Source organism: Coleofasciculus sp. A1-SPW-01 (assembly GCF_040217205.1).
Lineage (GTDB): Bacteria > Cyanobacteriota > Cyanobacteriia > Cyanobacteriales > Coleofasciculaceae > Coleofasciculus > Coleofasciculus chthonoplastes_A.
In genome coordinates this window covers 1-26,319 of sequence record NZ_JAVJNP010000084.1, presented here as the reverse complement: position 1 = coordinate 26,319, position 26,319 = coordinate 1, and the positions used below count along the sequence as shown (strand labels likewise).

Genomic DNA, 26,319 nt, shown 5'->3' with positions numbered 1-26,319 from the left:
GGGGTTCTACGACAAATAGCTGACATGGGGAGTTTACCGTTTCCGTAATTTCACGGAGAACAGGCTGATGTGATATAGCAACCGCCAAGCGGTTAGGACACATCATTCTTGTAGAGACGCGCCATGGCGCGTCTCTACAATGGTGCTAAGACTTTCCTAGGGTGGGTTAAATTTAAAACTGTAACATTTACGACTTATTGCTGATCATCAGGAAAAAGTTACCGGCTTTATGTAAACTTTATCAAAAACTACAGACAAAGTTTATTCTTTCGGTATAGGATAGTGAACAAGCTAGAGTTTTATTCAGTTGATTTTCCCTTAAACTTAATAGGTTTTCTGTCCGAGTTTGCTGCTGGCAATTGCTGCTTTATTCAGTAACCCGATTTGCTGGACGACTTGTTTACATTGACGGGCAGCAGCGTTTAGGTTTCAGTGTGCTTATCCAGTGTTTCCTTAATTCATCGTCATAATTGTGGGCTTGGCTAAAGTCGAACTAGCCTGTCAATTTGAATCGGTTTAACCCCTTAGCCACTCATCGCATCTGATAGATTTTGCCCCTTGGCTGAATCGGTAATTTTACCTGCACTATTCCACAAAAGGGTCATCTATGTCTTGGTTTAATTTTTCCTCAAAGAAACGTCCTGCTGCTCAAGGCTTTGCGTCGAAAAAGAAGCGTCAGGAGTTACCACAAGCCTTTATTTTAGAACCGATTTTAACGCCTAGTGGTGTATTGGATGGCACGGATAATCCCATAGATATCGTGGATATCGATATCTCGGCTGACCAAATTGCTGATATTGATATTCCGGAGATTGAGGAAGGGTTTGACACTATTTCAGATAATGATTTAGACGAGATTGCCTTTGTCACCTCGGTTGAAGGAGAGGAAACCTTAGAAGAGATTCCCTTTGTTACCTCATTGGATGACGTGGTGGAAAGTGAAGCCACTGATGAGGCGCTGACAGACGAAACGCCATTAAATGAATCGCTATTAACTGGGTTAGATAGTTCCAGTGTGACCTTTGAATCCGGTGTATTTACGGTTGGACAAACTGGGGAGGTTAGTGTTGATTTCCTTTTTGATGGCGGGGGATATGAAGGTGAACTGGCTATTTTTAGCTTAGATGGCATGGATGAATTTGAACCCGGTTCAGAAGAATTTATTCAGGAAGCGGCGTCTCGTGCGTTGAGTGATTCGGAGTTAGGTCATGTTGTAATTAGTGACCAAACAGAAGGGGCGCGGTTCGTTGGTGAATTAGGAGAAAGTGACCGAAATTCTGGGGAGTATTTGGGAGTTAAGATAGTCCAAATGCGTTCAGGGGATGAGTTTGGTTTTATGCTAGTTCCCAATAATACAGTGCAACGGGTGTTTGATAATCCCGATGTGGGAGGGGCGGCGCGTCCCCTATTTTCTATGGCGACAGCGAATCCAGATGATGCGTTTCATGTCGGGCAAATTGCCGATGTCACGGGGGATGGAAGTACCTTTGTGATGGAAGATTTGCGGGTGGATACCCAGTCGGATGGGGATTATAACGATGTTATTTTCCAGGTGCGCGGGGCGACGGGTGAAGCGGCTTTAATAGATGAGGTGATTGAGTCTGGAAAGGATTGGCGGGAGACGGATTTGGGTCAAGCGTTGATTGATTATGCGATTGAAAATGTAGCTGATACTGACACGGGAGATACCGATTCTGGCGATATTGATTCTGGCGATACGAACCCAGGCGAGACTGACCCCGTTGAACCCGTGGTAAGCTATGAGTTTCCAGAGGAAGACCAACCGCTAATTGGGGTAATTGATACAGGGTTTAGTGATGATAATCCCGATATCGATTATTCTCAGATTACGTTAGGGAGCGATCGCGTCGATAATGATTCTAACCCGTTATTGGTATCTGGAGAGGGGAATGAGCATGGGACTCATGTTTTAGGAATTATTGCGGCACAACAGGATAATGATATCGGCATCGATGGGATTAATGATGATGCGCCCTTATGGGTAGGACGTGCGGTTGGTTCTGGAGAATGGGCAGATTCGTTAGTTGAGTTTGTCGATACCGCCAAGGAATCAAGTCAACCGAATGCGGTTGTGAATCTGAGTTTGGATTTAACCCAAGTGAACTCCGATGGTAGTGTAACTACCCGTTATGAGTTTACACCCGAAGAACGGGCAGCGATTGAATATGCCCGTCAGAATGGGGTGTTAATTGTCGCCGCCGCCGGGAATGATGGGGATGTAATGTCGGTATTGGGTCAAGCGTCTCAGGAGTTTGACAATATTATTACCGTAGGTGCAGCAGATGGGTTAGACCGGGCGGCGTATTCGAGTTATGGGTATGGATTAGACATTTTAGCGCCTGGGGGTACGAGTGAGTATCCGGTCTTGTCTACTACAGATGACGGGTTGGGGACAATGGCGGGGACTTCTGTAGCATCAGCGCAGGTGACGGGGGCGGTGTCTCAGGTTTGGGCGGCGAATCCTCAATTAAGTTATCGTCAAGTGATTGAGGTTGTGAAGTCCACCGCAACGGATTTACAGACGCCGGGATGGGATATGGAAACGGGCGCTGGATTGCTGAATTTGGTCAGGGCGGTGGAGTTGGCGAAAATCACGACACCGGAAGACTATCAACCCAAGGAATTATTGATTCCAGAAAGATGGAGTGGGAAAGGAACGGTTACAGCAACAGAACGGGCGGCTGATGAAACGCAGCCGTGGATTCGACAGTTGGGGACTGGCGCACAAGATACCGCTTCTAGTGTAGTAGTTGATAGCTCTGGCAATATCTATATGGTGGGAAGTACCAGAGGTTCGTTGGCAGAAACTAATGCCGGAAATTATGATGTCTGGATTGCTAAATATAATGACCAAGGAACCTTACAGTGGAAGCAACAATTTGGAACACCTAGTTACGATGGTGCTACAAATGTAGAGATTGATGAATCTGGCAACATCTATATCACCGGAGTTAGTGAAGAGTATCGGGCAGGAATTAGTACCGGGAAGAGAAAAGCTTGGATTACTAAGTATAATGAACAAGGTACTCTAGAATGGCAGCAATTTTTAGAAGCAGAAAATGAAGATTATCCGAGAGACATTGCTTTAGATGATACGGGCAACGTTTATATCTGTGGAGAAACTAAGGGTTCTTTCCCAGGAAACAACTCAGGAGAGTTTGATGCCTGGGTAGCTAAATATGATAATCAAGGCAATCTACAGTGGAAAAAAGAATTAGGAAATTCAGGTAAAGATACTTGTAGTAGTGTCGCCGTAGATAAACATGGAAATACCTATATCGGGGGAGGAACTTCGGGTTCTTTAGCACAAAGCAATGTGGGCAAGCGAGATGCCTGGATAGCTAAATACAATAATCATGGTACTTTACAGTGGAAACACCAGATTGGTACAACTGAAATAGATTCAACCTCTGACGTTGCAGTAGATAGCTTAGGTAATGTTTATATTTCCGGAGTAACTAAAGGTTCATTGGCTGGAACAAATGCTGGAAATTACGATACGTGGATAGCCAAGTACAACAGTCAAGGTACTTTACAGTGGAAGCAACAGTTTGGAACGGCTGGTAAGGACACTTCTTACAGTGACTTAGCATTGGATAACTTTGGCAATATTTATATTGCGGGAAAGACTGAAGGGTCATTGGCTGCAACGAATGCCGGAAAGTCGGATGCTTGGATAGCCAAGTATAACAACAAAGGTGTTCAGCAGTGGAAATATCAGTTAGGTACTCCTGCTTCTGATGGTTTGGGAGATGTCACAGTCAATAGCTTGGGTAATGTTTTTGCTGTGGGGTATACCTATGGTGCTTTAGGCACAACTAATGCAGGACTGGAGGATGCTTGGATGGCTAAATTTGTTCAAGATACGTCTGGAAATCTACAATATCCTACTTTATTACCTTCACTCTCTCAAACCCCGATTAATCAAGCACCTACGGGATTAAGTTTTAAACCTACCCAATACACTAATGAATTGGGCGAACCTATTCAGCTTAAAGACACCAAAGTTTATGATGCAAATGGAATCAGTGACATCTCTAAAATTGATTTCTGGCTTCAGAAGGATCAAGAACAATGGCAAGACATTCCTGATGCTACTACATTTACACCTAAAGTAGGAGAGGAAAATTGGGGCATTTTCAATTATGAATTAAATGATTTAGAACCTGGTTTTTATCGATTGTATGGAACTCCTGTTGATAAATCTGGCGCTCAGACTAATACGCACTCTCTATACTTTAGGGTAGTGCCAAAAAATGATCATCCCCAGGTTTTTCAAGTTAGTACAAGCAAGAGTAAGGACAACCTCAATGACAAAATTCGTATTGAGGGTAAAGTTTATGATAGTAATGGCACTCAAGACCTTCGTTCAGTTAGCTTTTGGGTAAAACAAGGTGATGAAGATTGGGATAGGCTTGGTAGCACCAATCAGTTTACTCAATCTAGCAGCGATCCTAACTTAGCAACATTCATCTATGAACGCCGAGAAGGGGCTTTAGACCCCGGCAACTATCAGCTTAAGGTCATTGCTTCTGATAACAGACGGTCTGAAAGCACTCCAATTTTTAGCAACTTGATGATCGATGGAGCCGGAAATACATTGAATGAAGCTGATAATTTTCATACGTTAACCAGTAGCCGTATCCGAAATGTTCGGGAGTTCGTTGGTGATACTGATACCCAAGACTACTACAGATTCTATTTAGAAAAAAATAGCGATATCAATATTCAGCTAGAAGAATTGGATGCTGACGTAACTCTACAGTTGCTTCAGCTAAAAAGTAATGGTACAACCCGGTTAGTTGATAGCCTAACAAATGGTAACAGTGATACGGCTGAACTTCAAACTAATGATTTACCTGCTGGAGTTTACTACATTGGAGTTGCTCCAAGTTCAGCAGGTAATAATACTCATTACAAAATGAAACTATCTGCCAACTCCGACGTGGGTTGGGTTGTTATGCCACTCAAGATATCTAGTGGCGCACTGATGGGTGCAAATAACTTGGGCATTCTCAGTGGTAATCGCAGCGTACAAGGCTCAGTCGGTGGTGCTGATTCTAGCAATTTATATCGGTTTGAAATGCCCAAAACAGGTCAATTCGACCTTTCTGTCACTAACATGATTGCCAATGCTAACGTGCAGCTAATCGATAGTCAGGGTAATGTTATCGACAAGTCAGGCAATTCTGAAAATCAAACGGAGTCAATTAGTCGTACTCTAACCGCAGGAACCTACTATATCCAAATTTACACAACTCGTAAAAATGCAGACCGTACCTACGTTAGCACGGATTATACTCTGAATTTATCAAGTCCAGTAGTTTATATCCCACCCCCTGGTGATGGTTTAGGCGACACCTTAAGCACTGCGCGTAATCTTGGTACTTTAGGAACCGAGGAAAGGATTTCTAACTCTGTTGGTAACGATGATCCCAGTGATTACTACCGATTCAATCTTAGCGATCGCAAACGGTTCCGATCGGTACTCTTTCCTCTCGGAACTGATGAAAAAGCCAATTTCGAGTTACTCGACAGTAATGGGAATATAATCGCCAAGTCTTCTACTAAAAATGGTGTAGGAAACCTCAACGAAATACTCGATAAAGGAACTTACTATTTCCATGTCTATCAGGCAAATGGAACTAAGGCAAACTACAACTTGTTCTTACATGGTTTGCCCGCACCAACAAGTTCTGTATCTGCTCAAGTTCCTTCTAACCACTGGAAGGCTGAATATTTTAACAACCGCGATTTAGCTGGAAATCCGGTTCATGTTGAAGACTTTGGAGATGGTAGCCAGAATTTTGAACATCAGTGGGGACTTGGTTCTCCTACCAATACTCCCTCAGATAACTTCTCAGCACGAATAACAACTCAGCGTTATTTCCCCGAAGGTAAATATCAAATAAAAGTCAACGCCGATGATGGTGTTCGAGTTCGGATTGGTAATCAACTGGTAATTGAGAAATGGCAAGATCAGGGGTTTGATAATCTTCGCACTGGCTATTTCCACTCCAACGGTGGGCAATATCCAGTTACAGTTGAATATTATGAAAAAGGAGGAGCGGCTGCTCTCAAATTTGATATTGAGTCATTTAATTCTTTCGAGGAACCAGCTTCTAATGGTTCAGAGTGGAATTCCTCATTCTTTTGGTGGGATAAAGGACAGGGTAACGAGCCACCTGTAAACTTCTATGAAAATCAGGATAATTTCATTGGTGTCGTTAGCCTTGGCTCCAATCAACGTAGCGATGGACAGAATGGTATACATCTAAATTTAGGCGATCGCTTCCCTCAAGGTGACTCTCGTCTTCCTCACGATTTATTTGCCCTGCGTAGCTATACTCATGCTGATTTTGAAAAAGGCAAACGATATCGGATACTTGTAAAAGCAGATGATGGTTTTCAACTTCTTGCCAAACATCACTGGTTGCCAGATAGCGATCCAAATAAGTGGGTTGATATCACGTCAAAATATCACTGGCAACAGGCTTATGATTCATACAAGGTAATCGATTTTGAAGTGCCGAATAGTGGCAAATATGACCTCCATTTCCATCTCTATGAGGCAGGTGGTGATGCCTATATGGATTTAGCCTGGGGGGAAATCGTTGGTAATTTCATGGTTAGTGGAGATTTTTACAACGCCTATAAGAATCGCCGCGAACTGGGTAATCCAACAAGTGAGGTGTTTGATAGTGGAAATGGAACGTTCAAGCAAAACTTTGATCACGGTTATATTTTCTGGAATGGTCAATCAGCGCAAGTCTATCAGACTGGCAGTGGTAAACCTTCTCAGCCATCCAATTCATTCCAAACAGGTCGAGTTAATTCCCAAGTAGGCAGTTTACCCCTAAGACTCCGCAACGAACCCTCCACAATTGGGACAACGACTCTTGACCTACTTTATCAAGGAACTACGTTTAAAATTATCCGCCAGGTTTCCAGTTCTGATCCAAATTGGCACAGTTGGTATGAAGTTGAGGCAAACGGTAAACACGGCTATGTCGCTGCTGATTATGTTGATGTTATCAGTAACAATAATTCCAATAACCCACCTAACCCAACACCTCAGCCAGTTATCGGTTCAGACTTTTCTGGTACAGTAATGAAGACGGGTATTAATGTTCGCAGTAAACCGGGTGTTCACAATCAACAAGTTGGCTATTTATCACCAGGAACTCCGCTGATTTTTGATGCTTGGACACGCAGCACGTCTCACCGTGATGGCATTACTAATCAATGGGATAATAAATGGTTCCGGATTAAGGATACTGATACCTGGGTGGCTAGTGCTTACATCATTGGAAATCCAAAATCAAACACGCCATATATCGAGTTTCCTTCAAACCAAGGTTCTAGTAACGGTGGTTATAGTACGACAACTCATCTGCATTTTTCTCTTATGGAAGATGGAATACAAGAAAAGTATAATACTACAACTCCAATGGGCTTTGGTTATCACCCAACAATATCATCTGAGAAGTTAGGTTACCTGAATCCTTACGAGTATGTTTATATGCCTTAAGCGTTGAGAGTAGAAATCGTGTTTTGGAATGGTGAGGATTGTGATCGAGTCTTGTCCTTTCCCCAGATACACCATGTTACAAGGAATCGAGAATCCAAGGTGATAGTCTCCCAGGTGCGATCGCCCTCTCCCTCCCGGTTAGCGCCAATCCCTGATCAAAAGAGCGATCGCCTAAAACACACACCCCCATTTTCAGCCAGGGCGGGTTTTGTTGAAACGTTATCAATAACATCAAAATTAAGCGGCTAAACCCGCCCCTACAACTACCTAGGCTCCCACGCGATCGCATCCCCTCTATTCCCAGCGTGCGATCGCCCTCTCCCTCCCGGTTAGCGCCAATCCCTGATCAAAAGAGCGATCGCCTAAAACACACCTCCATTTTGAGCTAGGGCGGGTTTTGTTGAAACCTTATCACAAACATCAAAATTAAGCGGCTAAACCCGCCCCTACAAATACCTGGATTCCCACGCGATCGCACCTCCTCTATCCCCAGCGTGCGATCGCCCTCCCCCTCCCGGTTTGCACTAATTCCTGATCAAAACAGCGATCGCCTAAAACACACCTCCATTTTGAGTCAGGGCGGGTTTTGTTGAAACCTTATCACACAAATATCCGGAACCAACAAACTATGGATAACAACTGGATTTGTCCCGACATAACAACTTACTGGAAACTCAGCCAACAACGAGACTCCAGCCAATTCATCCTCCACACCCCAGACAACCACCATCACCATCAATTCTCTCCCACTGAAGCCCAAGCCCTGCGCTATTTCACTGGACACTATACCGTCAACCAAATCCAACAGAAACTCAGCGAAACCCTCCCCCCCAATTTCGTCACACAACTCCTGCAAAAATTAATCACCCTCAACATTCTCGCCCTCGAACCCTCCCACCTAAATCAGCCCAACCCTACCCCATCCTTACACCAAAATCCCAATTCACCCCATCTCAAATCCAGCCTGCAATGGATTCAACACACCGACAACTATTGGATACTTCGTAACCCCGAAGATAGAACCTTTCTCCAACTCAACAATCAAACCAAAACCGTCATTAATGAACTCGAACACCTCCCCCCCAATGCTATCTGCCAAACCTATAACATTCCCCCCAATCAACTGCGAATCCTCCTCCAACAACTCGCCGCCACCGCCATGCTAGAAGGAACCAAACCCCCGAAACCCCGCCGAGGTAAATTCACACCCCTACAACTCTTATATTTCCGCATTCCCCTATTTAATCCTGATCCTTGGTTAAGCCGTCATGTTGAGAACCTGTCCTGGATTTGGACAAAGCATTTTGCTCTCACATTAGGTCTATTTTTAACCGTTTCCCTAATTATTGGACTGCACCAACGCCAGGAAATTTTAGCGATTGGACAAAAACTAATCACCACACAAGGTAGCAACTTATTTCTGCCTTTTATCCTCCTCGCCTTACTGGTTGTTTCCCTCCATGAACTCGGTCATGCCTTCACTCTAAAACATTATGCCAATCAAGTCCCTCACCTGAATCTGCAAGTCTCAGAAATGGGAGTATTTTTCATGTTCCTCATGCCTGCGGCGTATACAAATACCAGTGATGCCTATTGTCTAGTTAAACACTATCAACGAGTTCTGGTTGTCGCGGCTGGGGTTCTCTGTCAACTGATTATTGCCGCGATCGCGCTTTGGTTATGGAATGGTTCTGTATCCGGAAGTTGGCTATTTACCACCAGTTATCTATTAATGGGGGCGGCATTATTTACCGTTGCCCTTAACCTCAATCCTTTGGCTAAATTTGACGGCTATTATCTCGCCGTTGCCTTAACTGGGATTAACAATTTACGCAGTCGTTCTTTTAAATTTTACGGCAATTTACTGCGACGAAAACCGATTCAAGAACGTCCCCGCGACGCCTGGATTCTGGCAGCTTATGCCCCATTTAGTTTTATCTATCTGCAATTCGTTTTCGGATTTATTCTCTATCGAGTCATCGGCTGGAGTTTTGCCAATATTCCGACTCTAGCGATGAGTTTGTTGGTTCTCTGGGCGATTTATTTCTATTTCCCCCGCGATCAATGATTGGTATTTATGCGGCGTTGATTCGGGGCGGGTTTAGTTCCATCAGGGTGAGAGACGAAAGGATACAGCTTTTTGCGCTGTAATAAAGTACAGTAAATCAAAGTCCCCCTTTTTAAGGGGGATTTAGGGGGATCGACAATGTACCGCATAGCAGAGCAAACTGCTGTAATTGTGAAACCCGCCCCTACAGGAAAACAAAATTATTGTTACCTCTGGGTAAGGTAAGAAATGATAATAATGACACCCGCCACGACAAAAAAAAATTAAATTGAGGATTATTTCATCATGAACCCTTCCATTAATTCCCGCCAAAATCAACTCAAAGTTGTCCCCCCACAACCTAAACCCCCAGTACAACCAGCATCAGATTCACCCGCTTTGCCAAAACCGGAAAAACGCCCCTCTGTCAACCTGAAAAAATGGCTCCTAATTACCGCAATTATCGCAGGTGTCGGATACGTTACCTTTATCCCCGAATTCCCCCATTCTGTACGCGGAGAAGCCGATATCACCTCTACCTCCAACGCCCGCCAAGATGTTACCTTAAAAGTGGCTGGTGTGATTAAACAAATCTATGTCAAACCCAATCAACCTGTCCGCAAAGGTGATAAACTCGTACAATTAGAAAGCCAAGAGATCGAAAGCGCGATCGCTAATGCCCAAACTGAACTGGGAAAAGCCCAATCCGCCCTACAAGACGCCTTACGATTAGTTGAAGATTTACAAGCAAACCAGGCTGAAATGCTAGTCTTAGAAGACAATGTCCGTCAAGCGGCAAATAGAATCCAACACGAACTGGCTAGCATCCACCAAGGCAATTCTCCCCCCCAAATTCAAGCATTAGAACGGGATATTGAAGGACTTTACCAGAAAAAAGAACAACTTTCTGCCAGTCTCAAAATTCGCCAGCAGCGTCTGAAAACCATCAAATCCGTGAACCAAGAAGCGGGAAGTTCTGTGATTCCAGCGATTCGGGTTGATGAACTCCTAGATGATACCTATAGCCGCCAAGGGGAACTCGCTGAACTCACCAGTTTAATCAGCAGAAAACAAGCCCAAATTCAATCCATTGTCAAGGAACTTAACGATAAACTCACCCGCGCCCAAGCGGAATTAAACGCCGCCACCGCCGCCAGAATATCCGTTGAAGAAAATCTTAACGCCGCCCAACTTGTGGTTAAGGATCGTCAACGACAAATCCAGGAATTAGCCGCAGAAGTTCAGCGTCAACTCTCCCGGCGAGACCAACTAATTTTAGTCGCCGATACAACCGGAACCATTACCACCGAAGACTTAGACTTGCTGGAAAATACCTGGCATCCTGCGGGTCAAAAAATCATGGAAATTGTGGATTTATCAGACTTGACAGTAATTGCCAAGATTCGCCAAGAAGATGAAAAGTTTATCCTCCAAGGCGATCAAGTCAAGTTCTACAAACAAGGAGAACTGCAACCCTATACCACGGCGGTGGAAAATATTTCCTCAGCCCTGAAATCTGATGAAAACCAAATCAAACCCATCTGGACAGTACGACTTTCAATTACCAATGATGAGACAAATCCGATGAAACCGGGAATGACAGGCTATGTCGCCATCGAAACTCGACCGATGACCCTATTTGCTAAACTTAAGCATGAAGTCCTCAAAGTTATGCGTCCAATTTTTATCTGAAAATATCCCAAGTAAATTAAACAGGATGCCCATCTCGCCGCCACTTTAATTGTTATATAACCTCAAAGAAATGAAACTCTCACGCGGCAACATTAATTTTTGTAAATAAACACATTATAAGCCAATTGTTCAGTTAGCTTTGATATATAACTTTTTTCCATACGCAGACGGGAGTAGTCTATATGAATCGGAAGCAATTCTTGAGGATTGTTTATCTCGGCTTGGCAACAATGATTCCCTTGGGGATAATCAGCAGTAACCCAGTTAATGGGCAGACAGGGATAAACCTAAGTACATTTCGCAGCACAGCTTTGTCTCAGCACAATACCTATCGGAACACCCATAATAGTCCAGATATGACTCTGAGTGATTCCCTGAATGACAGCGCTCAAAATTGGGCAGATTATCTGGCAACGAATGGCGTGTTTGAACACAGTAACTCGTCGGGTGTGGGAGAAAACATATATGTGTCCTACACGACAGCATCGTCTGTAGACGCCGCTAACCTGGCGAACCAAGCGGTTACAAGTTGGTACAACGAGGTTTCAGATTATGACTATGCCAATCCTGGGTTTTCTTCAGAAACAGGGCATTTTACCCAGGTGGTTTGGAAGAATAGCACCCAATTAGGATGTGGTGAAGCACGGGGGGTTGAAACGATTCAAGGGAATCAGTATAATGCCTTCTATGTGGTTTGCCAATATGCGCCTGCAGGTAATGTGATGGGACAGTTTCCCGATAATGTTATGGCACCGTAATTATTGTGACTTGTCACGGTATGTGGTGTCATGAAGGGAGGTAAGTTTTCACCCTTCACTTCGTAAAGAAGGCATGGCACTTAGTCGGGGCGGGTTTAGTGACATCAGGATAACAACAAATTTTAGGAGTTAAACCAGCCTCTACAAAAGGGTGGATTTAGTGACATCAGGATAACAACAAATTTTAGGAGTTAAACCCGCCCCTACAAAAGGGTGGATTTAGTGACATTAATGTGACAAAAAATGTTACACCAAATCAAGGTTAGCCACCCCTGTTATAACCCAGTCCGCGTAGGCGGACTTTGTTTGTGTAGCAGCGATTTTAATCGCCGTGGTAAATGAGGTTTACAAAGGCTCACCCCTACCAAAAGGGCGGGTTTAGTTACATCAGGGTGACAACAAACGTTAGTAGTTAAACCCGCCCCTACTTCCGATTTTAATCGCCGTGGTAAAAGGGGGTGACAAACATCTATGCAGGTAACGTCCAAATTAAATAGGATGCCCATATCGCGGCGACTACAGCCAGAATAACTAACCATAAGGGATAATCGGCGCGACTGACTTTCCCGTCTGATGTACTCAATGTCTCCACATCAATCCACGGCGTCACCCCCCGCCGAAACCAACCCATTACTGTCACCGATTCACCGACTAAATCACTGGGGCGAGTACCCAGGGGGAGTAAGTTACCCAGAGAACCTAAAATTGAAAAGTAATGCAGTTTAACTAACCCGCTATCGGTTTCGATAATTAAATCCACGCCTAACCAATTCTGCAATCCCCGTCGCCCTAAAAGTTTACCTGTAAATTCCACAGGTTGATGGGTAGAGGGTAACGCATTCGGATCAGCTAGCATTTGTTCTAAGCTAGGTTGGTGACGAATCGCCGCAGGTTTGATATCGGGAAAGTAACGATTAATCCAGAGAATAATACTTAAACTAAAGGCAATCAGAATACAAGCATCGAGAAATGACCCGGCGTTGTGTAACCAAATTAGCCGCCAGAATCCAGTTATCCACCAGCGAGATAGCCAATCACTAAGAATACCGAGTAACCAGAACCCCACTTGTAACACAATACCAACAACGAATCCGGTTAATATGACACTTTGGAATAAGGGAAAGGCTTTATAACTATCAATCAGTTTCAACCAGCGTGTTTTATTATCCCGTATGGGTGGTGGTGGTATGGGTAAATCCAATTCTGTACCCAGTCGCCAATGAAGAGCATAACGGGCGCATAAATGCAAGCGATCGCCTAATAAAGGATGAGCGGCTGTAATAATTAACCAGTGGCGGTAAGGGTTGGTGCATTCCCACTGTAAAATCCGTTCAAAGGGAACATGGGGCGAACAACTGCTTAGGAGTAATCCTTGTCGGTATCCTACAGGTAATACTAAATCAAAGCTGTCCCATAAGGGGCGGGTTTGTCCGGCTTTGTGGATTGCATCACTCATCCCTAAGCCAATTTTCAATAACGCCCGGGTTAACCCATTGGGATTTCCAGTGGTTTCTATCGCCACGCGATCGCTATAGTAAATTCTAATCCGGGAAAACCACAACAGGGGGAGACGCAGTAGCCAGTAGGTGGCGTAACCTAGGCTAGAAATAATACTGGTAATTCCTAAACACAGAGGCGGTAACACTCGTTGGGTGGCTGGGTATTTGCGCCGAATCCATTCTGCTAACTGTTCTCCCCCTTGAGCTACATATAGATATAGGAGATAGGGAAACTGGAGAATTAATGTGCCTAGAGAACTTAAGATAAAGTCCCTGTTTACAATATGCCCTAACTGAGCCGCATAAATCGTAGCAATTTCATCGTCAGCCAGTTGTGATAAAAGTCCTTCACTGACGACAATTCGAGCGGTGCGCGGTAAATTCCCATACGCTATCGCTAACGGCGCTTCTGTGGGTAAAATACCCAGCGTCGGTAACGGTAAACGGCGTTGACGACAAAACCGTTGGATCACTTTAGCTGATTCTGAGGATCGCGCCGCGAGTTGGCTGACGGAAAGGGGTTCTAATCCATACACCTGTCTTAATAGCCAATCCATTAACCAGGGAGAGATGATTAGCGTCACAATCGCCAAAACAGCTAAAACCTGAGTGGGATCGCGGTATAACCATTGAATCGGTGATAATAGCGGCAATTGCACCAAGATAGTATTGGTGGTTGCCATCAAAAACTTTAACCAGAAACGCAGCACCCAGGCAAACGCGATCGCACTTCCAATCCCAATTAACCCCAATTGCGTTAATTTCGGGGGTTTGAACGGACGCCAATTTTCTGCACGCCCTAAGTTGCGAAACCGAGGGCTGGGGGAAAAGACAGAGGGCGCGGAAGGGGGTGTGAACGCCACTGGGAGTTGGGATGAGGGTTGAGCAGAGGGTTGGTTTCCCGGAGACTGTTGTTGCGATTTATCTCCTGTAAATAGGCGTTTGGCTGAATCGGTTAATCGCTGTTTAATCGTTCCCGGTTTGGTTGGGGAGGAGGGTGAGTTGAGGGGAACAAATCCCGTAGGATTCGCTGAAGTGTCTGCTTCTGGCGTAAAACCCGTCTGATTGGCTGAGGGTGGGGATTCCGCCATGAGTTCCGGTAAGGTAGTTGTCGCCCATTGTTGCACCTTGGGATTGAGATCTTGGGTGAGGGTTTGGCAAAGTGCGATCGCATTTTGGATATCACCACTTTGGCGATAAGCCTTGACGAGGGCGACACTGGCGCGGGAGATAATGGCTTGATCTAACTCAAATTCGCAGACACCTTCCAGATGTGCGATCGCCACATCGTAATTGCCCTGTTTGAGAGCCGCTAAACCAGCATCGAGGGAGGGATTGGGAACAGAAGCCATAATCGTTTCATTCTACCCTGCTCTTTAACGATACGCTCTCTTGCCAGGAATGTTTCATCCGGCGGATTAATCGCGGGGGCTTTCGCGATCGCGTCATTGTAAAGTTTTGTGTAGGGGCGAGTCGCTGCACAAATGTTCGGTGCGAGAATTAACCTATCTCGACTCGCCCCCGTCTAAATGTGTGCGGTTTCAGATAGCCGATAACCGACGGAGGGCGACCCGATATAATTAAAAGTTGGGTTATGTTAATTGGTTACGTATCTTTGCCCCTACGGTGTTTTATCTTAATCAAAAATACCCGAATTTTACCGGGTAATTAATAATTGGCTATACCCGAGGCAGGGCGACCCGATATAATTAAAGGTTGGGTGGTGTTAATTAAATTCGGCGGGTCGCCCCTACAGGGGTGTTATTCCTACAATAAATTCTCCTATTGTAGAAACTCTAAAGGAGGATAAGCAAGAGGAGGCGATTGAAATCGCTGCTACACAAACCAAGTCCGCCTGCGCGGACTAAGTGATAACGGGGGTAGCGTTCCCCAGATTTGGTATGAAAACATACCGCCTTAACCCCGTTAAATTTTAGGAGAAGTCAACTATTTCCCCTCTGGAAACTGTCGCTCTCTCACATCATGACTATAGTCTTGCACCGCCTGAGTAATCATTTGCCGCAAATTCGCATAAACTTTGGCAAAGGGTGGCTGACGTTCCGAAAGTCCCAGTAAATCGGCGGTAACTAATACCTGTCCGTCACAATCGACTCCAGCACCAATACCAATCGTGGGAATGGTTAAGGTTTGTGTAATCTTCCTAGCCAAATCCGCCGGAATATGCTCTAAAACTAGGGCGAAGACACCCGCTTGCTCAAGGGCGATCGCTTCGGCTAAAATCCGCTCTGCTGCTGCTTCTGTTTTCCCTTGCTGACGATAACCCAGAAGATGTACCGACTGCGGTGTCAATCCGACATGACCCATCACCGGAATTCCCGCCGCCGTTAAATAGGCTACCGTTTGGGCTATGGCTGGATGTCCGCCTTCTAATTTCACCGCCTGCGCCCCGGTTTCTTTTAATACCCGACCCGCCGAGTGCATCGCTTGTTGGAGACTTTCTTGATAACTTAAAAAGGGTAAATCGCACACCACGAATGCTTGTTTTACACCCCGACGCACGGCTTTAGCATGGTGCAGCATCTCGTCCAACGTCACAGGTAATGTCGTCTCATACCCCAATGTGACCATTCCCAAGGAATCCCCAACCAGAATAATATCCACTCCCGCCGCATCTAGTAATTGCGCGATCGCATAATCCCAAGCGGTCAAGACGACCAACGGACGCCCTTGTTGTTTCCATTGTTTCAGTTGTTGGATATTGACCATTGGGGGAATTGTGATCCTTGGCGATCCTCGATGACATGGTGTGTGACTGTGTAGGGGCGGGTTTTACCGATAACCTTTAAACTCAAACCACTACCGGAACTAAACCCGCCCCGTCTAAATTATGAATGATGACTTCCCAAATATAATGACAAATGACCAATGACCAATGACCAATGACAAAACACTAAAACGTCTCTGGCGGATTCTTCACAAACGCTAAATGGGGTCTGACTTGACCCGTGGATAGGCTAACCCAGGCTAGTCCTTCCGTTGTTCCCACCCATAATTTATTCCCTACATCTGGGGACAGGGAAAGAATATAGTCTGAGGGAAGATTCGACAGTTCACCCAACACCGCTCCCGTTTCCGCTCGGATTTTTAATAAGCCACCTTCCGTACCCACCCAAACACTCCCATCTAGAGCAAAGCGCACCGCTGTTACACTACGTCCTCGTAAGGGTGTCACCGAACGCGGTTCAGCAAAGGGATTATTGGGGTCAATCACTAACAGACTACTGGGAGTACCCACCCAAAGCTTACCATCGGGTCCTGTGGTTAGGGATTGGACAATGGTTCCGGGTAGATTACCAACCCGCCGAATGATAAAAGCGCTGGCGGTATCGATTTGCACTAATCCTTCTAATGTACCCACCCACAGTTGACCGTCTTCATCTAATGTCAACGCATTGGCGCTAACGCCAGGGAGTTCTTGCACTGTGGTCATTAATAATCCTTGGTCAGGACTAATCATAGCCAAACCGCGATCGCTTCCCACCCAGAGATACCCGCGCCGATCAACTTGTAAGGATAAGACCCGATTTGAGGGTAATGTAAAGTTTTGTGCCGTAACTTCGTTACTCCGAGGATCGACTCGTAACAATCCTTCATAGGTTCCCAGCCAAATTCGTCCGACTCGGTCTTGGGCTAAGGCGTCGATGGTGTAGTTAGGTAAATCAACGCGGGCTTTCAGGCGTCCGGTGTTCGGGTCAAGTCGGGATAATCCTGAGTAGGTTCCCACCCAGAGATCACCTGTGTAGTCGGGTTGCAAAGCGGGGACGCGAAAATCTGTGGGTAGGGGTTCGACTTCTCGTCGCAAGCGTTCAGGAGGTAACGGTTCGCCGCCAGGAGGAGGGGGCGCACCTCGATAGTCGGGGGCTGTTCCTAGTTCGGTTTGAGCTAGGGTCTCTTGGGCTAGCACTAGGGTCGGATCGGTTCCCATCCCGACAGGAGAGATGAGCAGGGTCGCACCGATGAAAAGACGAATCGGGGCATTCAAAGACGCCATGGTGTCTGAGACGATTTGGATAGTTTTTCGAGATCTATATCTATATTAAAGAGTGATGGTACAGCCTGGACTATAGAATCTTTACCTTAATATGTCCCGAATGGGTTCATTTGCAATAAAAATTAACATAAATTTACATTTCGTTGATTTATAACAGTACCTTATACAATTCTCAAGAATATTTGAAGTTAAACTTATTGAATTCTTTGGTATATTAACAACGTTGCTGAAAATTTAACGGGTCTGGCAAGGAGCTGCATGACGTGCTGCTTCGCCAACACGCTATGGTTGTTTAACTTGGCGTGAAATGAATTGCCGGATTAGCTAAAGCCAGAAGGGAAGAGAAAACCACGTCAAGCAATCGTTTGTTTGGTGATGTGGGATAATAGCTCTTGACCGATCCGCTCAATAAAAAAATGTCTTGGCTCAGTCAAGTTTTTTGACCCAAAATGGCGGATAATAGGTAATTCAGACACCAAAAACCAACACGAGCAGGTTGGGTGTGGGGATGCACCCAATCGGGGCTAAGTTTCAGAGTCATTTTAGCGATTTTAGGGCTTAACTAAGGGCGTAAAATCGTTAATAATGTTTATGGATTTAGCCTGTCGCAACATTCAGTAGTTCCTAAGGAAGGAAAACATGTCTTACGCTAAAACAAAAACTCAGTCGAAAGCTGGGTATGATGCCGGGGTCAAGGATTATAAATTAACGTATTATACTCCGGATTACACTCCTAAAGATACAGATATTCTGGCAGCTTTCCGCATGACTCCGCAGCCGGGAGTTCCCCCAGAAGAAGCGGGTGCGGCGGTAGCAGCAGAGTCTTCCACCGGGACATGGACAACGGTATGGACAGACCTGTTGACTGACCTGGATCGCTACAAAGGTCGTTGCTATGAAGTTGAGCCAGTTCGTGGGGAAGATAATCAGTATATCTGCTACGTCGCCTACCCCTTGGATCTGTTTGAAGAGGGTTCTGTAACCAACATGCTGACCTCCATCGTGGGGAACGTGTTTGGGTTTAAAGCCCTGAAAGCCCTGCGTCTAGAAGATATGCGGATTCCCGTCGCTTATCTGAAGACGTTCCAAGGACCGCCTCACGGTATCGTGGTTGAGCGCGATAAGTTGAATAAGTATGGGCGTCCTCTGTTGGGTTGTACGATTAAGCCCAAGTTAGGTTTGTCGGCGAAGAACTATGGTCGTGCCGTTTATGAGTGTCTGCGCGGTGGTCTAGACTTCACCAAAGACGACGAAAACATTAACTCCCAGCCCTTCATGCGCTGGCGCGATCGCTTCCTGTTTGTGCAAGAGGCAATTGAAAAAGCCCAAGCCGAAACCGGTGAAGTGAAAGGTCACTACCTGAATGTCACCGCCCCCACCTGCGAACAAATGATGGAGCGGGCTGAGTTCGCCAAAGAACTGGGTACGCCGATCGTCATGCATGATTACCTGACAGGTGGCTTCACCGCGAACACCACCTTGGCAAAATGGTGCCGTAGCAATGGTGTACTCTTGCACATCCACCGGGCAATGCACGCGGTAATTGACCGTCAGAAGATCCACGGTATTCACTTCCGGGTGCTGGCGAAGTGCTTACGGATGTCCGGTGGTGACCACCTCCACTCCGGTACTGTGGTTGGTAAGCTCGAAGGTGAAAAAGGCATCACCATGGGCTTTGTTGACCTAATGCGGGAAGATCATATCGAACGCGATCGCGAACGCGGTATTTACTTCACCCAAGACTGGGCATCCATGCCCGGTGTCATGCCTGTGGCTTCTGGTGGTATCCACGTTTGGCACATGCCAGCACTGGTGGAAATCTTTGGCGATGATTCCTGCCTGCAATTCGGTGGTGGTACCCTGGGTCACCCATGGGGCAATGCTCCCGGTGCAACGGCTAACCGTGTCGCCTTAGAAGCTTGCATTCAAGCCCGTAATGAAGGACGCAACCTGATGCGTGAAGGTGGCGATGTTATCCGCGAAGCGGCTAAATGGAGTCCTGAATTAGCGGCGGCTTGCGAACTTTGGAAGGAAATCAAGTTCGAGTATGAAGCGGTTGATACCGTCTGAGGCAGTATGAAGTGTGAAGTATGAAGTGTGAAACTTCATACTTCATCATCAATACTTCATGCTATTAGAGGGCTGGGATCAGACTATGGATCTAAAACGAGTTGCCAAAGATACAGCCAAAGTGCTTACCAATTACATGACATACCAAGCACTGCGAATTGTCCTGGATCAATTGGGTGAAACTGACCCACCCCAGGCGCTGTGGCTGCATTCTTTTTCGGCAAACCAAGGAGTTCAAGATGGAGACGCCTATCTCCAAGCACTTCTGGTGGAAAAACAAGAACTGGCGTTTCGGATCATGACTGTACGACAGCATCTAGCTGAGGAAGTGGCAGACTTCTTGCCCGAAATGGTTCGCACTAACATTCAGCAGTCGAATATGGAATATCGACGCCAGTATCTTGAGCGAATGACACAACTCAGTCTCTCTGAACACCCAGCCTCAACCGAACAGCAAACTGATTCGGACACCTAGTTAGCAATTAATCGGTACTCTTGCCACGTTCTGGCATACCCGTAGTTCACAAACACAACCGTCAAAAAATTACCCATGCAAACTTTACCGAAAGAGCGTCGTTACGAAACTCTGTCTTATTTGCCGCCTCTGAGCGATCAGCAAATTGTCCGCCAAATTGAATACATTTTGGATCAGGGTTATATTCCCGCGATCGAATTTAGCGAAACCTCTGAACCGACACAGCACTACTGGACAATGTGGAAGCTGCCCCTGTTCAACGCCACTTCGCCTAAAGAAGTTATGGCTGAGGTAGATGCTTGTCGCTCTGACTATCGCGACAACTATATCCGCGTTGTGGGTTTTGACAACATTAAGCAGTGCCAAGTTTTGAGCTTTATTATCTATAAGCCCGGTGAAGGTGGTCGTAGCCGAGGTTACTACTAAGTAGCAAAGGCTTAAAATCTGCTGAGATAGGAAGGAGAGGTTTGATTACCTCTCTTTTTTTACAAGGTAGAGGACAGAAGGCGATACTCAAATTCGTTTTGTTGGATTTTGCTATCCTCAATTCATGCCTCATGCGCCATGGCGCCTCTCTCCACTCTTGTAGGTTACTGTTTTCTTGAGCTAAGCTGCGACAAAAGGGCAACTGAAGAGGTTAGCAGTCAATGGCAAATGAAGAACATGCGGCTTTGCTCAAACAAGGCGTAGAAACCTGGAATCAGTGGCGGGAAGAGAATCCACAACTCGTACCCGATTTGAGTCAGTCACAGCTAAGTAGAGCTAATCTCAATGAAGCAAACTTGAGTGGGGTGAACCTTCAGAATGCTGACTTGAGGATGGCAAATCTCAGTGATGCGGATCTCCAGGGTGCAGATATCAGTAGCGCCGATCTCCGGGGGGCTAACCTGAGAGGGGTTAACCTAAATCTAGCTAACCTGACGGGTACGGATTTAAACGGAGCTTATTTAACCTTAGTCAACTTTATTGATGCTAATCTTACGGCGGTTAACCTGAGTGAAGCGAATCTGAGAATTGCTAACCTCAGTGGGGCAAATTTAAGTGAAGCGAATCTGCGGATGGCTAACCTCAGTGGTGCTAATTTGAGTGAAGCGAATCTGCAAGTGGCAAATTTAAGTGAAGCGAATCTGCGGATGGCAAATCTCAGTGAAGCCAATTTAGAAAAAACCCAAGTCTTATCGGCAAACTTTAACAAAGCTATCTTAACGGGAACCTGTTTACAGGACTGGCAAATCAACAGCGCCACCAACTTGGACGAAGTAATTTGTGATTATATTTACTTGCAAACGGGTCAACGACAACGCCATCCCAATCAGGGAAGTTTTGCTCCGGGAGAGTTTACTCAGTTATGGCGTCAGCATCTTAACACTGTTCAAGTCAAAGTTAGTCCAGAGGTTGCTCCAGTTCAAGCTTCTCCAACCCCAAACCCGAATGTATCCGCTAGTACACCCGAGGTAAAAGTTGAAATCCAACAGCCCCACCAACCGCCTGTTAATTACACCGCAACGACTGGCGCACCGCCGATTAAAGTAGACATTCAACCGCCCGTTTATGATACCGTAACGCCTAGCGTTTCTCAGGTAACAGACCCAAGTCCCCCGTCTTCTTCCCTAAGTGACAGCCCGACTATCCCACCGAATCTACAACAGGCGGTATCGGAAGTTCACCGAATTTTAGAACAACTGGATCAGAATCTTTCCCAACCTAAATGGTCAGAAGTCGCCGCAGAAATTCAGCAACTTTTGCAGGAATTGAGCCAAACTTGCCCGACAAATACACCATTAGAAAAAGTCATTGCTGTCGCCGCCGCGATTAAACAGATTGAGAGTAATCGTCCTCTAAAATCCAGGGTGATAGAAGCGGTACAAAGCGCCGGAATTACCAGACTGCAAGAGTACATAGAGCATCCTCTGAGCAATATTTTACTGCCTGCGATCGCCGACTGGAAATAAGGGGTGAGGTGAGGGGAAGATGGGAAAGATGGGGAAGATGGGGAAGATGCTGCTTTTAGGCTTATCCCTCTTCTGTCACTTTCCGAAATTCTGACGAATTTCCGTCATTACAGCCAACGACACCTAACGAAAGAATCAGGGTTTGACCCCCATTTTTCGGAGTCTGACAGAAGAGAGTTATAGCAGTACCATTCTGTACTGTTCCCAGCTCCCCCAGCTCCCTCTGCTTCCCCTGCTCTCTAACCCCACCACCAGACTCCCTGAAGCAACCCCTAACTATGCCATTCCCGCCGCCTCCTTTGCTGAGTCCTTCGCCATCTCCATGAAAATCTTTTGAGCGCATTGCTCTTTCGCATCCTCCGGTTGACGTTGGACATAACGTCCATCAGGTTGTAATTCCCAAGCTTGGCGATTATCTGCCATCATAATGGCTAGGATTTCTTGCAAATCTTTGATAATCTCTGGATCTTCTATCGGTGTAATCGCCTCAACTCGTCGATCTAAGTTGCGACGCATCCAGTCAGCGCTGCCAATATAAACTTCTTCATCACCCTGATTATAGAAGTAATAAATCCGCGAATGTTCTAAAAAGCGACCAACAATACTAATTACGCGAATATTATCGCTAACGCCTACGACACCAGGACGCAAACAGCAAATTCCCCGGACAATTAAATCAATTTGTACGCCCGCTTGGGAGGCTTCATAGAGAGTCGCGATAATCTTAGGATCGACTAAAGAATTCATTTTGGCAACAATGCGCCCTGTGTTTCCCTGGCGACAATGCTCAATTTCCCGCTGAATCATCGTCGTCATGCGATCGCGTAAATTTACCGGGGCGACTAATAACTTGCGATAGGAGCGCTGGCGGGAGTATCCCGTCAGAAAATTAAATAAATCGGTTAAATCTGCCCCTAAATCCTCACGACAGCTTAGGAGTCCTAAATCCGTGTAAATTCTGGCGGTTTTCGGGTTATAGTTTCCCGTGCCAATGTGAACATAGCGGCGAATCCTCTTCTCGTCTTGACGCACCACCAGTACGATTTTGGTATGGGTTTTTAACTTAATAATCCCATACACCACATGCACACCTGCTTGTTCTAACTTACGCGCCCAGAGAATATTATTCTCTTCATCAAAACGGGCTTTTAATTCCACCAAAACGGCGACCTGTTTGCCATTTTCGGCGGCTTTAATCAAAGCCTTGACAATTGGGGAATCGCCAGAGGTGCGATAAAGTGTCATTTTAATCGCCAGTACGTTTGGGTCATCCGCCGCCTGGGTAATAAACCGCTGCACGGTACCGCTAAAGGAATGGTAAGGATGGTGGACAAATAAATCCCGTTGGCGAATAATACTAAAGAAGTCCTCGCCATCGTCTTCCCCAGAGAGCGATCGCAACTCGACGGGCATGACGGGTGTCCAGTGTGTGTCTTTGAGTTCCGGTAAGGGTAATCCCATAAAGGACATCAAGTCCCCTAGTCCCAATAAACCGTCTATTTCGTAGACATCACTGTCCTGGAGTCCCATCTCCCGCATCAGCGTTTCCCGTAAGGTTTCGGGTACAGTCGCATGAATTTCCATGCGGACGGCTGAACCCCCTAAGCGTCGTTTCCGCAGTCCCTCTTCAATTGCCAGGAGTAGGTCATCTGCTTCATCTTCCTCGACGGCTAAGTCGGCATTGCGAGTAATCCGAAACGGATGATATTCTTGGATATTCATCCCTGGAAACAGAAACTCTAAATTATGGGCAATCACCTGTTCTAGGGGAACGCCCATCCAAAGAGCAGGTTTTCCCTTTTGCCGTTCTCGTAACGGTTCGGGAAGGGCGACAAATCGAGGTAAGACTTTGGGAACTTTCACCCGGGCAAAAAATTCCTCGCCCTGCTCAGGATCTTTGACCACCACCGCTAGATTCAGACTCAGGTTGGAAATATAGGGGAACGGGTGGCTAGGATCAACCGCTAGCGGCGTCAGAACCGGAAAAATTTGCTCCTCAAAGTAGTTTTGCAAATAAGTCCGCTGTTCGGAGTTCAAATCCATGTACTCCAGCAGGTAGATCCCCTGTTTTGCCAATAATGGTCGCAGGATTTGTTCAAAATGTTCATGTTGTTCCTTGACCATGGGGAGTAACCGATGATTAATCCCATCCAATTGATCGCTAGGTGTGCGACCATCAGCAGTTAGGGATGTCACCCCCGCTTCCACCTGCTGCTTCAAACCCGCCACCCGAACCATAAAGAATTCATCCAGGTTTGAACTAAAGATTGCCAGAAACTTCAAGCGTTCCAGCAGTGGGGTTCGGGAATCGAGGGCTTCATGCAAAACGCGATCGTTAAATTCCAACCAACTGAGTTCCCGGTTGAAGTAGTATTTAGGGTCTCTCAGACTAACCTCGGTCGTTGTCTTCGATTTCTTAGCCATGATTATTAGGGAAACGGCGCACCATCCGTTCGCCTTTTCTGGCGCGGGTAGGATGTCAGTATAAATACTATCAGCTTATCGGCTCCAAGCCTCACGGACGTTCGGCGAGTGCTCAGTCGAGCCGTCGAATCTCTGATTGACCGACCAGATGAATCGCTAGGACGTAGTGTGAGCATCTTGCTCACTACATTGAGCATCTTGCTTACTACTAATACTCAATTTAAATACATGACAGCTAATCAATCTCACAAATTACCATAATATTCGATGAATAGTTGTCAGTCTTGTAGTGGATCAGTTGGGGTCCAGCCTGTTCTATTTCTCGCACCAGTTCAGGTATTTCAAACTTATGCTGTCTCCAAATCGCAATCTCTTCACCTTCAGCAATTTCAAGACATTCATCCTCTCCCATTAACCTAAAATTTATCCGATAGTTCTGACGAAATTTAATCATCGCCACAATACTATCAGTTTTCGGGTCATACTTTCGCACCAGTTCACAGTCTTCTGCTCGAATCCCCATCGCCTTTTTTACCCAAGCATAGACTTGATCTACATGATACTTTAACCCCCCTCTCACCGTTCCATCCCATTGACAGTTAGAACCAATTTCGTTAGTGAAGACAAGGACATCATTGTATCCCATACTGTCTCTAAAATTTTGCAGGACTGCGGTTCTATTGTGATGATTGCCCATAGTTACGCCTAAATGCAAAATAATTTGGGCGGTATCGTCAGTTTTTAGGTTTACCTGATGGTTTAATAAGATTTGGGATAGTGAATGATTTTCTATATCAATCCTGTCGCTGATAAACTCGATGTGAGGAAACCATTTTTTTATATTTTGCTGGGATACCTTGAGTAAGTCTTCGCTAATGTCCAAGGCAATATATCGAGTAATTTTGCCTAAGCGATGCAGCCGACGAATAAACTGTTTGACCGGATAGGAATTGCCAGCGCCGACATCGATAAGATTAACAGTGTTGACAGCGTGTATTTTGCGGGTGATCACTTCAAAATTATCGTTTAACAGGGCAATTTCCCGATTAACAGGTCGATACCAGCGTGGACGCAGATAGTTGAGATAAAAATTATCCCAGATGTTTGCGCCTTGACCTTTGTAGAAATATTTGAGGCTAATTTCGCGTCGGCTGGCTAAGGTTTGAAGGATATCTAAAATTTCGGCATCTGAGAAAATCGAGTAAAATTCAGCACTAGGCTGGGCGGTGTGACAGATAGGATTTTGCTGAGATTTAGACATTGATGTTTTTTGGGTTCGTAGTAAGCACTTTAGTGCATCAACCTTACATCTTGCACCATTCATCGTAGGGGCGCACCGACGTGCGCCCGATTACCGACGTGCGCCCAATTACCGATGTGCGCCCGATTTAACATTCCAGTGAGATTGGATCAGGACTTACGCAGCTACACCACATAAGGTGGAAAAGGTGCGTTATGCGACCCTATCGCACTCTACACATAGAGGCTTTGCGTAAATCCTATGGATATTAGTAGCGAGCAAGATGCTCGCACTACAAGGAAAAAGACAAACGCAAACGGCGACCGGGAGGACAACCAGGTCATCAAGGAAAAACCCGTAAAGGATTCAACCGAATTAACCGAACCCTAGTGCTGCGACCAGATACATACAGGCATTGTGGTTCTTTTGAAATAGTAGCTGGCATCGAAGATTGGGTTAGTGACATACTCCTACACTAACCTGAGTACAGGTATAGTGTAGGCTTCTCAACCAATCCGGCTATTGCGTAGGAGACGTTGAGCTTTAAGAACGGGATGCCCCTCCGCTCTATTTTTTATGTTGATAGCTGCGTTATGAT

14 protein-coding genes and 1 pseudogene are annotated in these 26,319 nt (G+C 45.8%); 8 read left to right on the top strand and 7 right to left on the bottom strand.

The genetic code is table 11. From position 1 onward, the window contains the following. Window positions 1-607 precede the first annotated feature (607 nt). On the top strand, window positions 608-7,552 hold the full coding sequence (locus RH949_RS12825; RefSeq protein ID WP_446353571.1) for an SBBP repeat-containing protein: 6,945 nt from the start codon (window positions 608-610) through the stop codon (window positions 7,550-7,552). A 76-nt stretch (window positions 7,553-7,628) separates the two neighbouring features. Here RH949_RS12825 and RH949_RS12820 read toward each other — a convergent pair whose 3' ends face one another. Beyond that, complete coding sequence (locus RH949_RS12820) at window positions 7,629-7,784, bottom strand: hypothetical protein (protein ID WP_446353569.1); 156 nt, start codon at window positions 7,782-7,784, stop codon at window positions 7,629-7,631. Window positions 7,785-8,180: 396 nt separating this feature from the next. Between RH949_RS12820 and RH949_RS12815 the strand changes: the two genes are divergently transcribed. The 3 genes from RH949_RS12815 to RH949_RS12805 all read left to right on the top strand — a co-directional run bounded on the left by RH949_RS12815 (window position 8,181) and on the right by RH949_RS12805 (window position 12,049). Then, the gene (locus RH949_RS12815; RefSeq protein ID WP_446353567.1) at window positions 8,181-9,620 is read left to right on the top strand and encodes a M50 family metallopeptidase; all 1,440 of its coding nucleotides are present in this window, start codon (window positions 8,181-8,183) and stop codon (window positions 9,618-9,620) included. A gap of 285 nt (window positions 9,621-9,905) precedes the next feature. Continuing rightward, the gene (locus RH949_RS12810) at window positions 9,906-11,291 is read left to right on the top strand and encodes an HlyD family secretion protein (protein WP_446353565.1); all 1,386 of its coding nucleotides are present in this window, start codon (window positions 9,906-9,908) and stop codon (window positions 11,289-11,291) included. A gap of 182 nt (window positions 11,292-11,473) precedes the next feature. Continuing rightward, window positions 11,474-12,049: a CAP family protein gene (locus RH949_RS12805; protein ID WP_446353563.1), complete on the top strand. Its 576-nt coding sequence runs from the start codon at window positions 11,474-11,476 to the stop codon at window positions 12,047-12,049. Window positions 12,050-12,518: 469 nt separating this feature from the next. On the opposite strand, the gene RH949_RS12800 is transcribed toward RH949_RS12805, so the two are convergent. From RH949_RS12800 to RH949_RS12790, 3 genes are all read right to left on the bottom strand, one after another. Beyond that, complete coding sequence (locus RH949_RS12800) at window positions 12,519-14,900, bottom strand: zinc metalloprotease HtpX (RefSeq protein WP_446353561.1); 2,382 nt, start codon at window positions 14,898-14,900, stop codon at window positions 12,519-12,521. A gap of 595 nt (window positions 14,901-15,495) precedes the next feature. After that, window positions 15,496-16,275: a 3-methyl-2-oxobutanoate hydroxymethyltransferase gene (gene panB, locus RH949_RS12795; protein WP_006098010.1), complete on the bottom strand. Its 780-nt coding sequence runs from the start codon at window positions 16,273-16,275 to the stop codon at window positions 15,496-15,498. Window positions 16,276-16,459: 184 nt separating this feature from the next. After that, complete coding sequence (locus RH949_RS12790) at window positions 16,460-17,560, bottom strand: ligand-binding sensor domain-containing protein (RefSeq protein WP_006098159.1); 1,101 nt, start codon at window positions 17,558-17,560, stop codon at window positions 16,460-16,462. A gap of 639 nt (window positions 17,561-18,199) precedes the next feature. On the opposite strand from RH949_RS12790, the gene RH949_RS12785 reads away from it, so the two are divergent. From RH949_RS12785 to RH949_RS12770, 4 genes are all read left to right on the top strand, one after another. Beyond that, the gene (locus RH949_RS12785; RefSeq protein ID WP_006098099.1) at window positions 18,200-19,630 is read left to right on the top strand and encodes a form I ribulose bisphosphate carboxylase large subunit; all 1,431 of its coding nucleotides are present in this window, start codon (window positions 18,200-18,202) and stop codon (window positions 19,628-19,630) included. Between the two features lie 85 nt (window positions 19,631-19,715). Further along, entirely contained in the window at window positions 19,716-20,105 is a 390-nt protein-coding gene (gene rcbX / locus RH949_RS12780) for a RuBisCO chaperone RbcX (RefSeq protein WP_446345925.1), read from the top strand. 75 nt (window positions 20,106-20,180) lie between these two features. After that, complete coding sequence (locus RH949_RS12775; RefSeq protein ID WP_006098244.1) at window positions 20,181-20,531, top strand: ribulose bisphosphate carboxylase small subunit; 351 nt, start codon at window positions 20,181-20,183, stop codon at window positions 20,529-20,531. Window positions 20,532-20,752: 221 nt separating this feature from the next. Next, complete coding sequence (locus RH949_RS12770) at window positions 20,753-22,057, top strand: pentapeptide repeat-containing protein (protein WP_446353558.1); 1,305 nt, start codon at window positions 20,753-20,755, stop codon at window positions 22,055-22,057. Window positions 22,058-22,333: 276 nt separating this feature from the next. Here the strand turns inward: RH949_RS12770 and ppk1 are convergent, their stop codons facing one another. The 3 genes and pseudogenes from ppk1 to RH949_RS12755 all read right to left on the bottom strand — a co-directional run. Then, window positions 22,334-24,481: a polyphosphate kinase 1 gene (gene ppk1 / locus RH949_RS12765; RefSeq protein ID WP_446353556.1), complete on the bottom strand. Its 2,148-nt coding sequence runs from the start codon at window positions 24,479-24,481 to the stop codon at window positions 22,334-22,336. 235 nt (window positions 24,482-24,716) lie between these two features. Continuing rightward, window positions 24,717-25,742 (bottom strand): L-histidine N(alpha)-methyltransferase, encoded by a 1,026-nt coding sequence (locus RH949_RS12760; RefSeq protein WP_446344671.1) that lies wholly within the window; start codon window positions 25,740-25,742, stop codon window positions 24,717-24,719. Between the two features lie 485 nt (window positions 25,743-26,227). Next, window positions 26,228-26,319: pseudogene (locus RH949_RS12755) on the bottom strand (RNA-guided endonuclease InsQ/TnpB family protein); the annotation flags it as partial.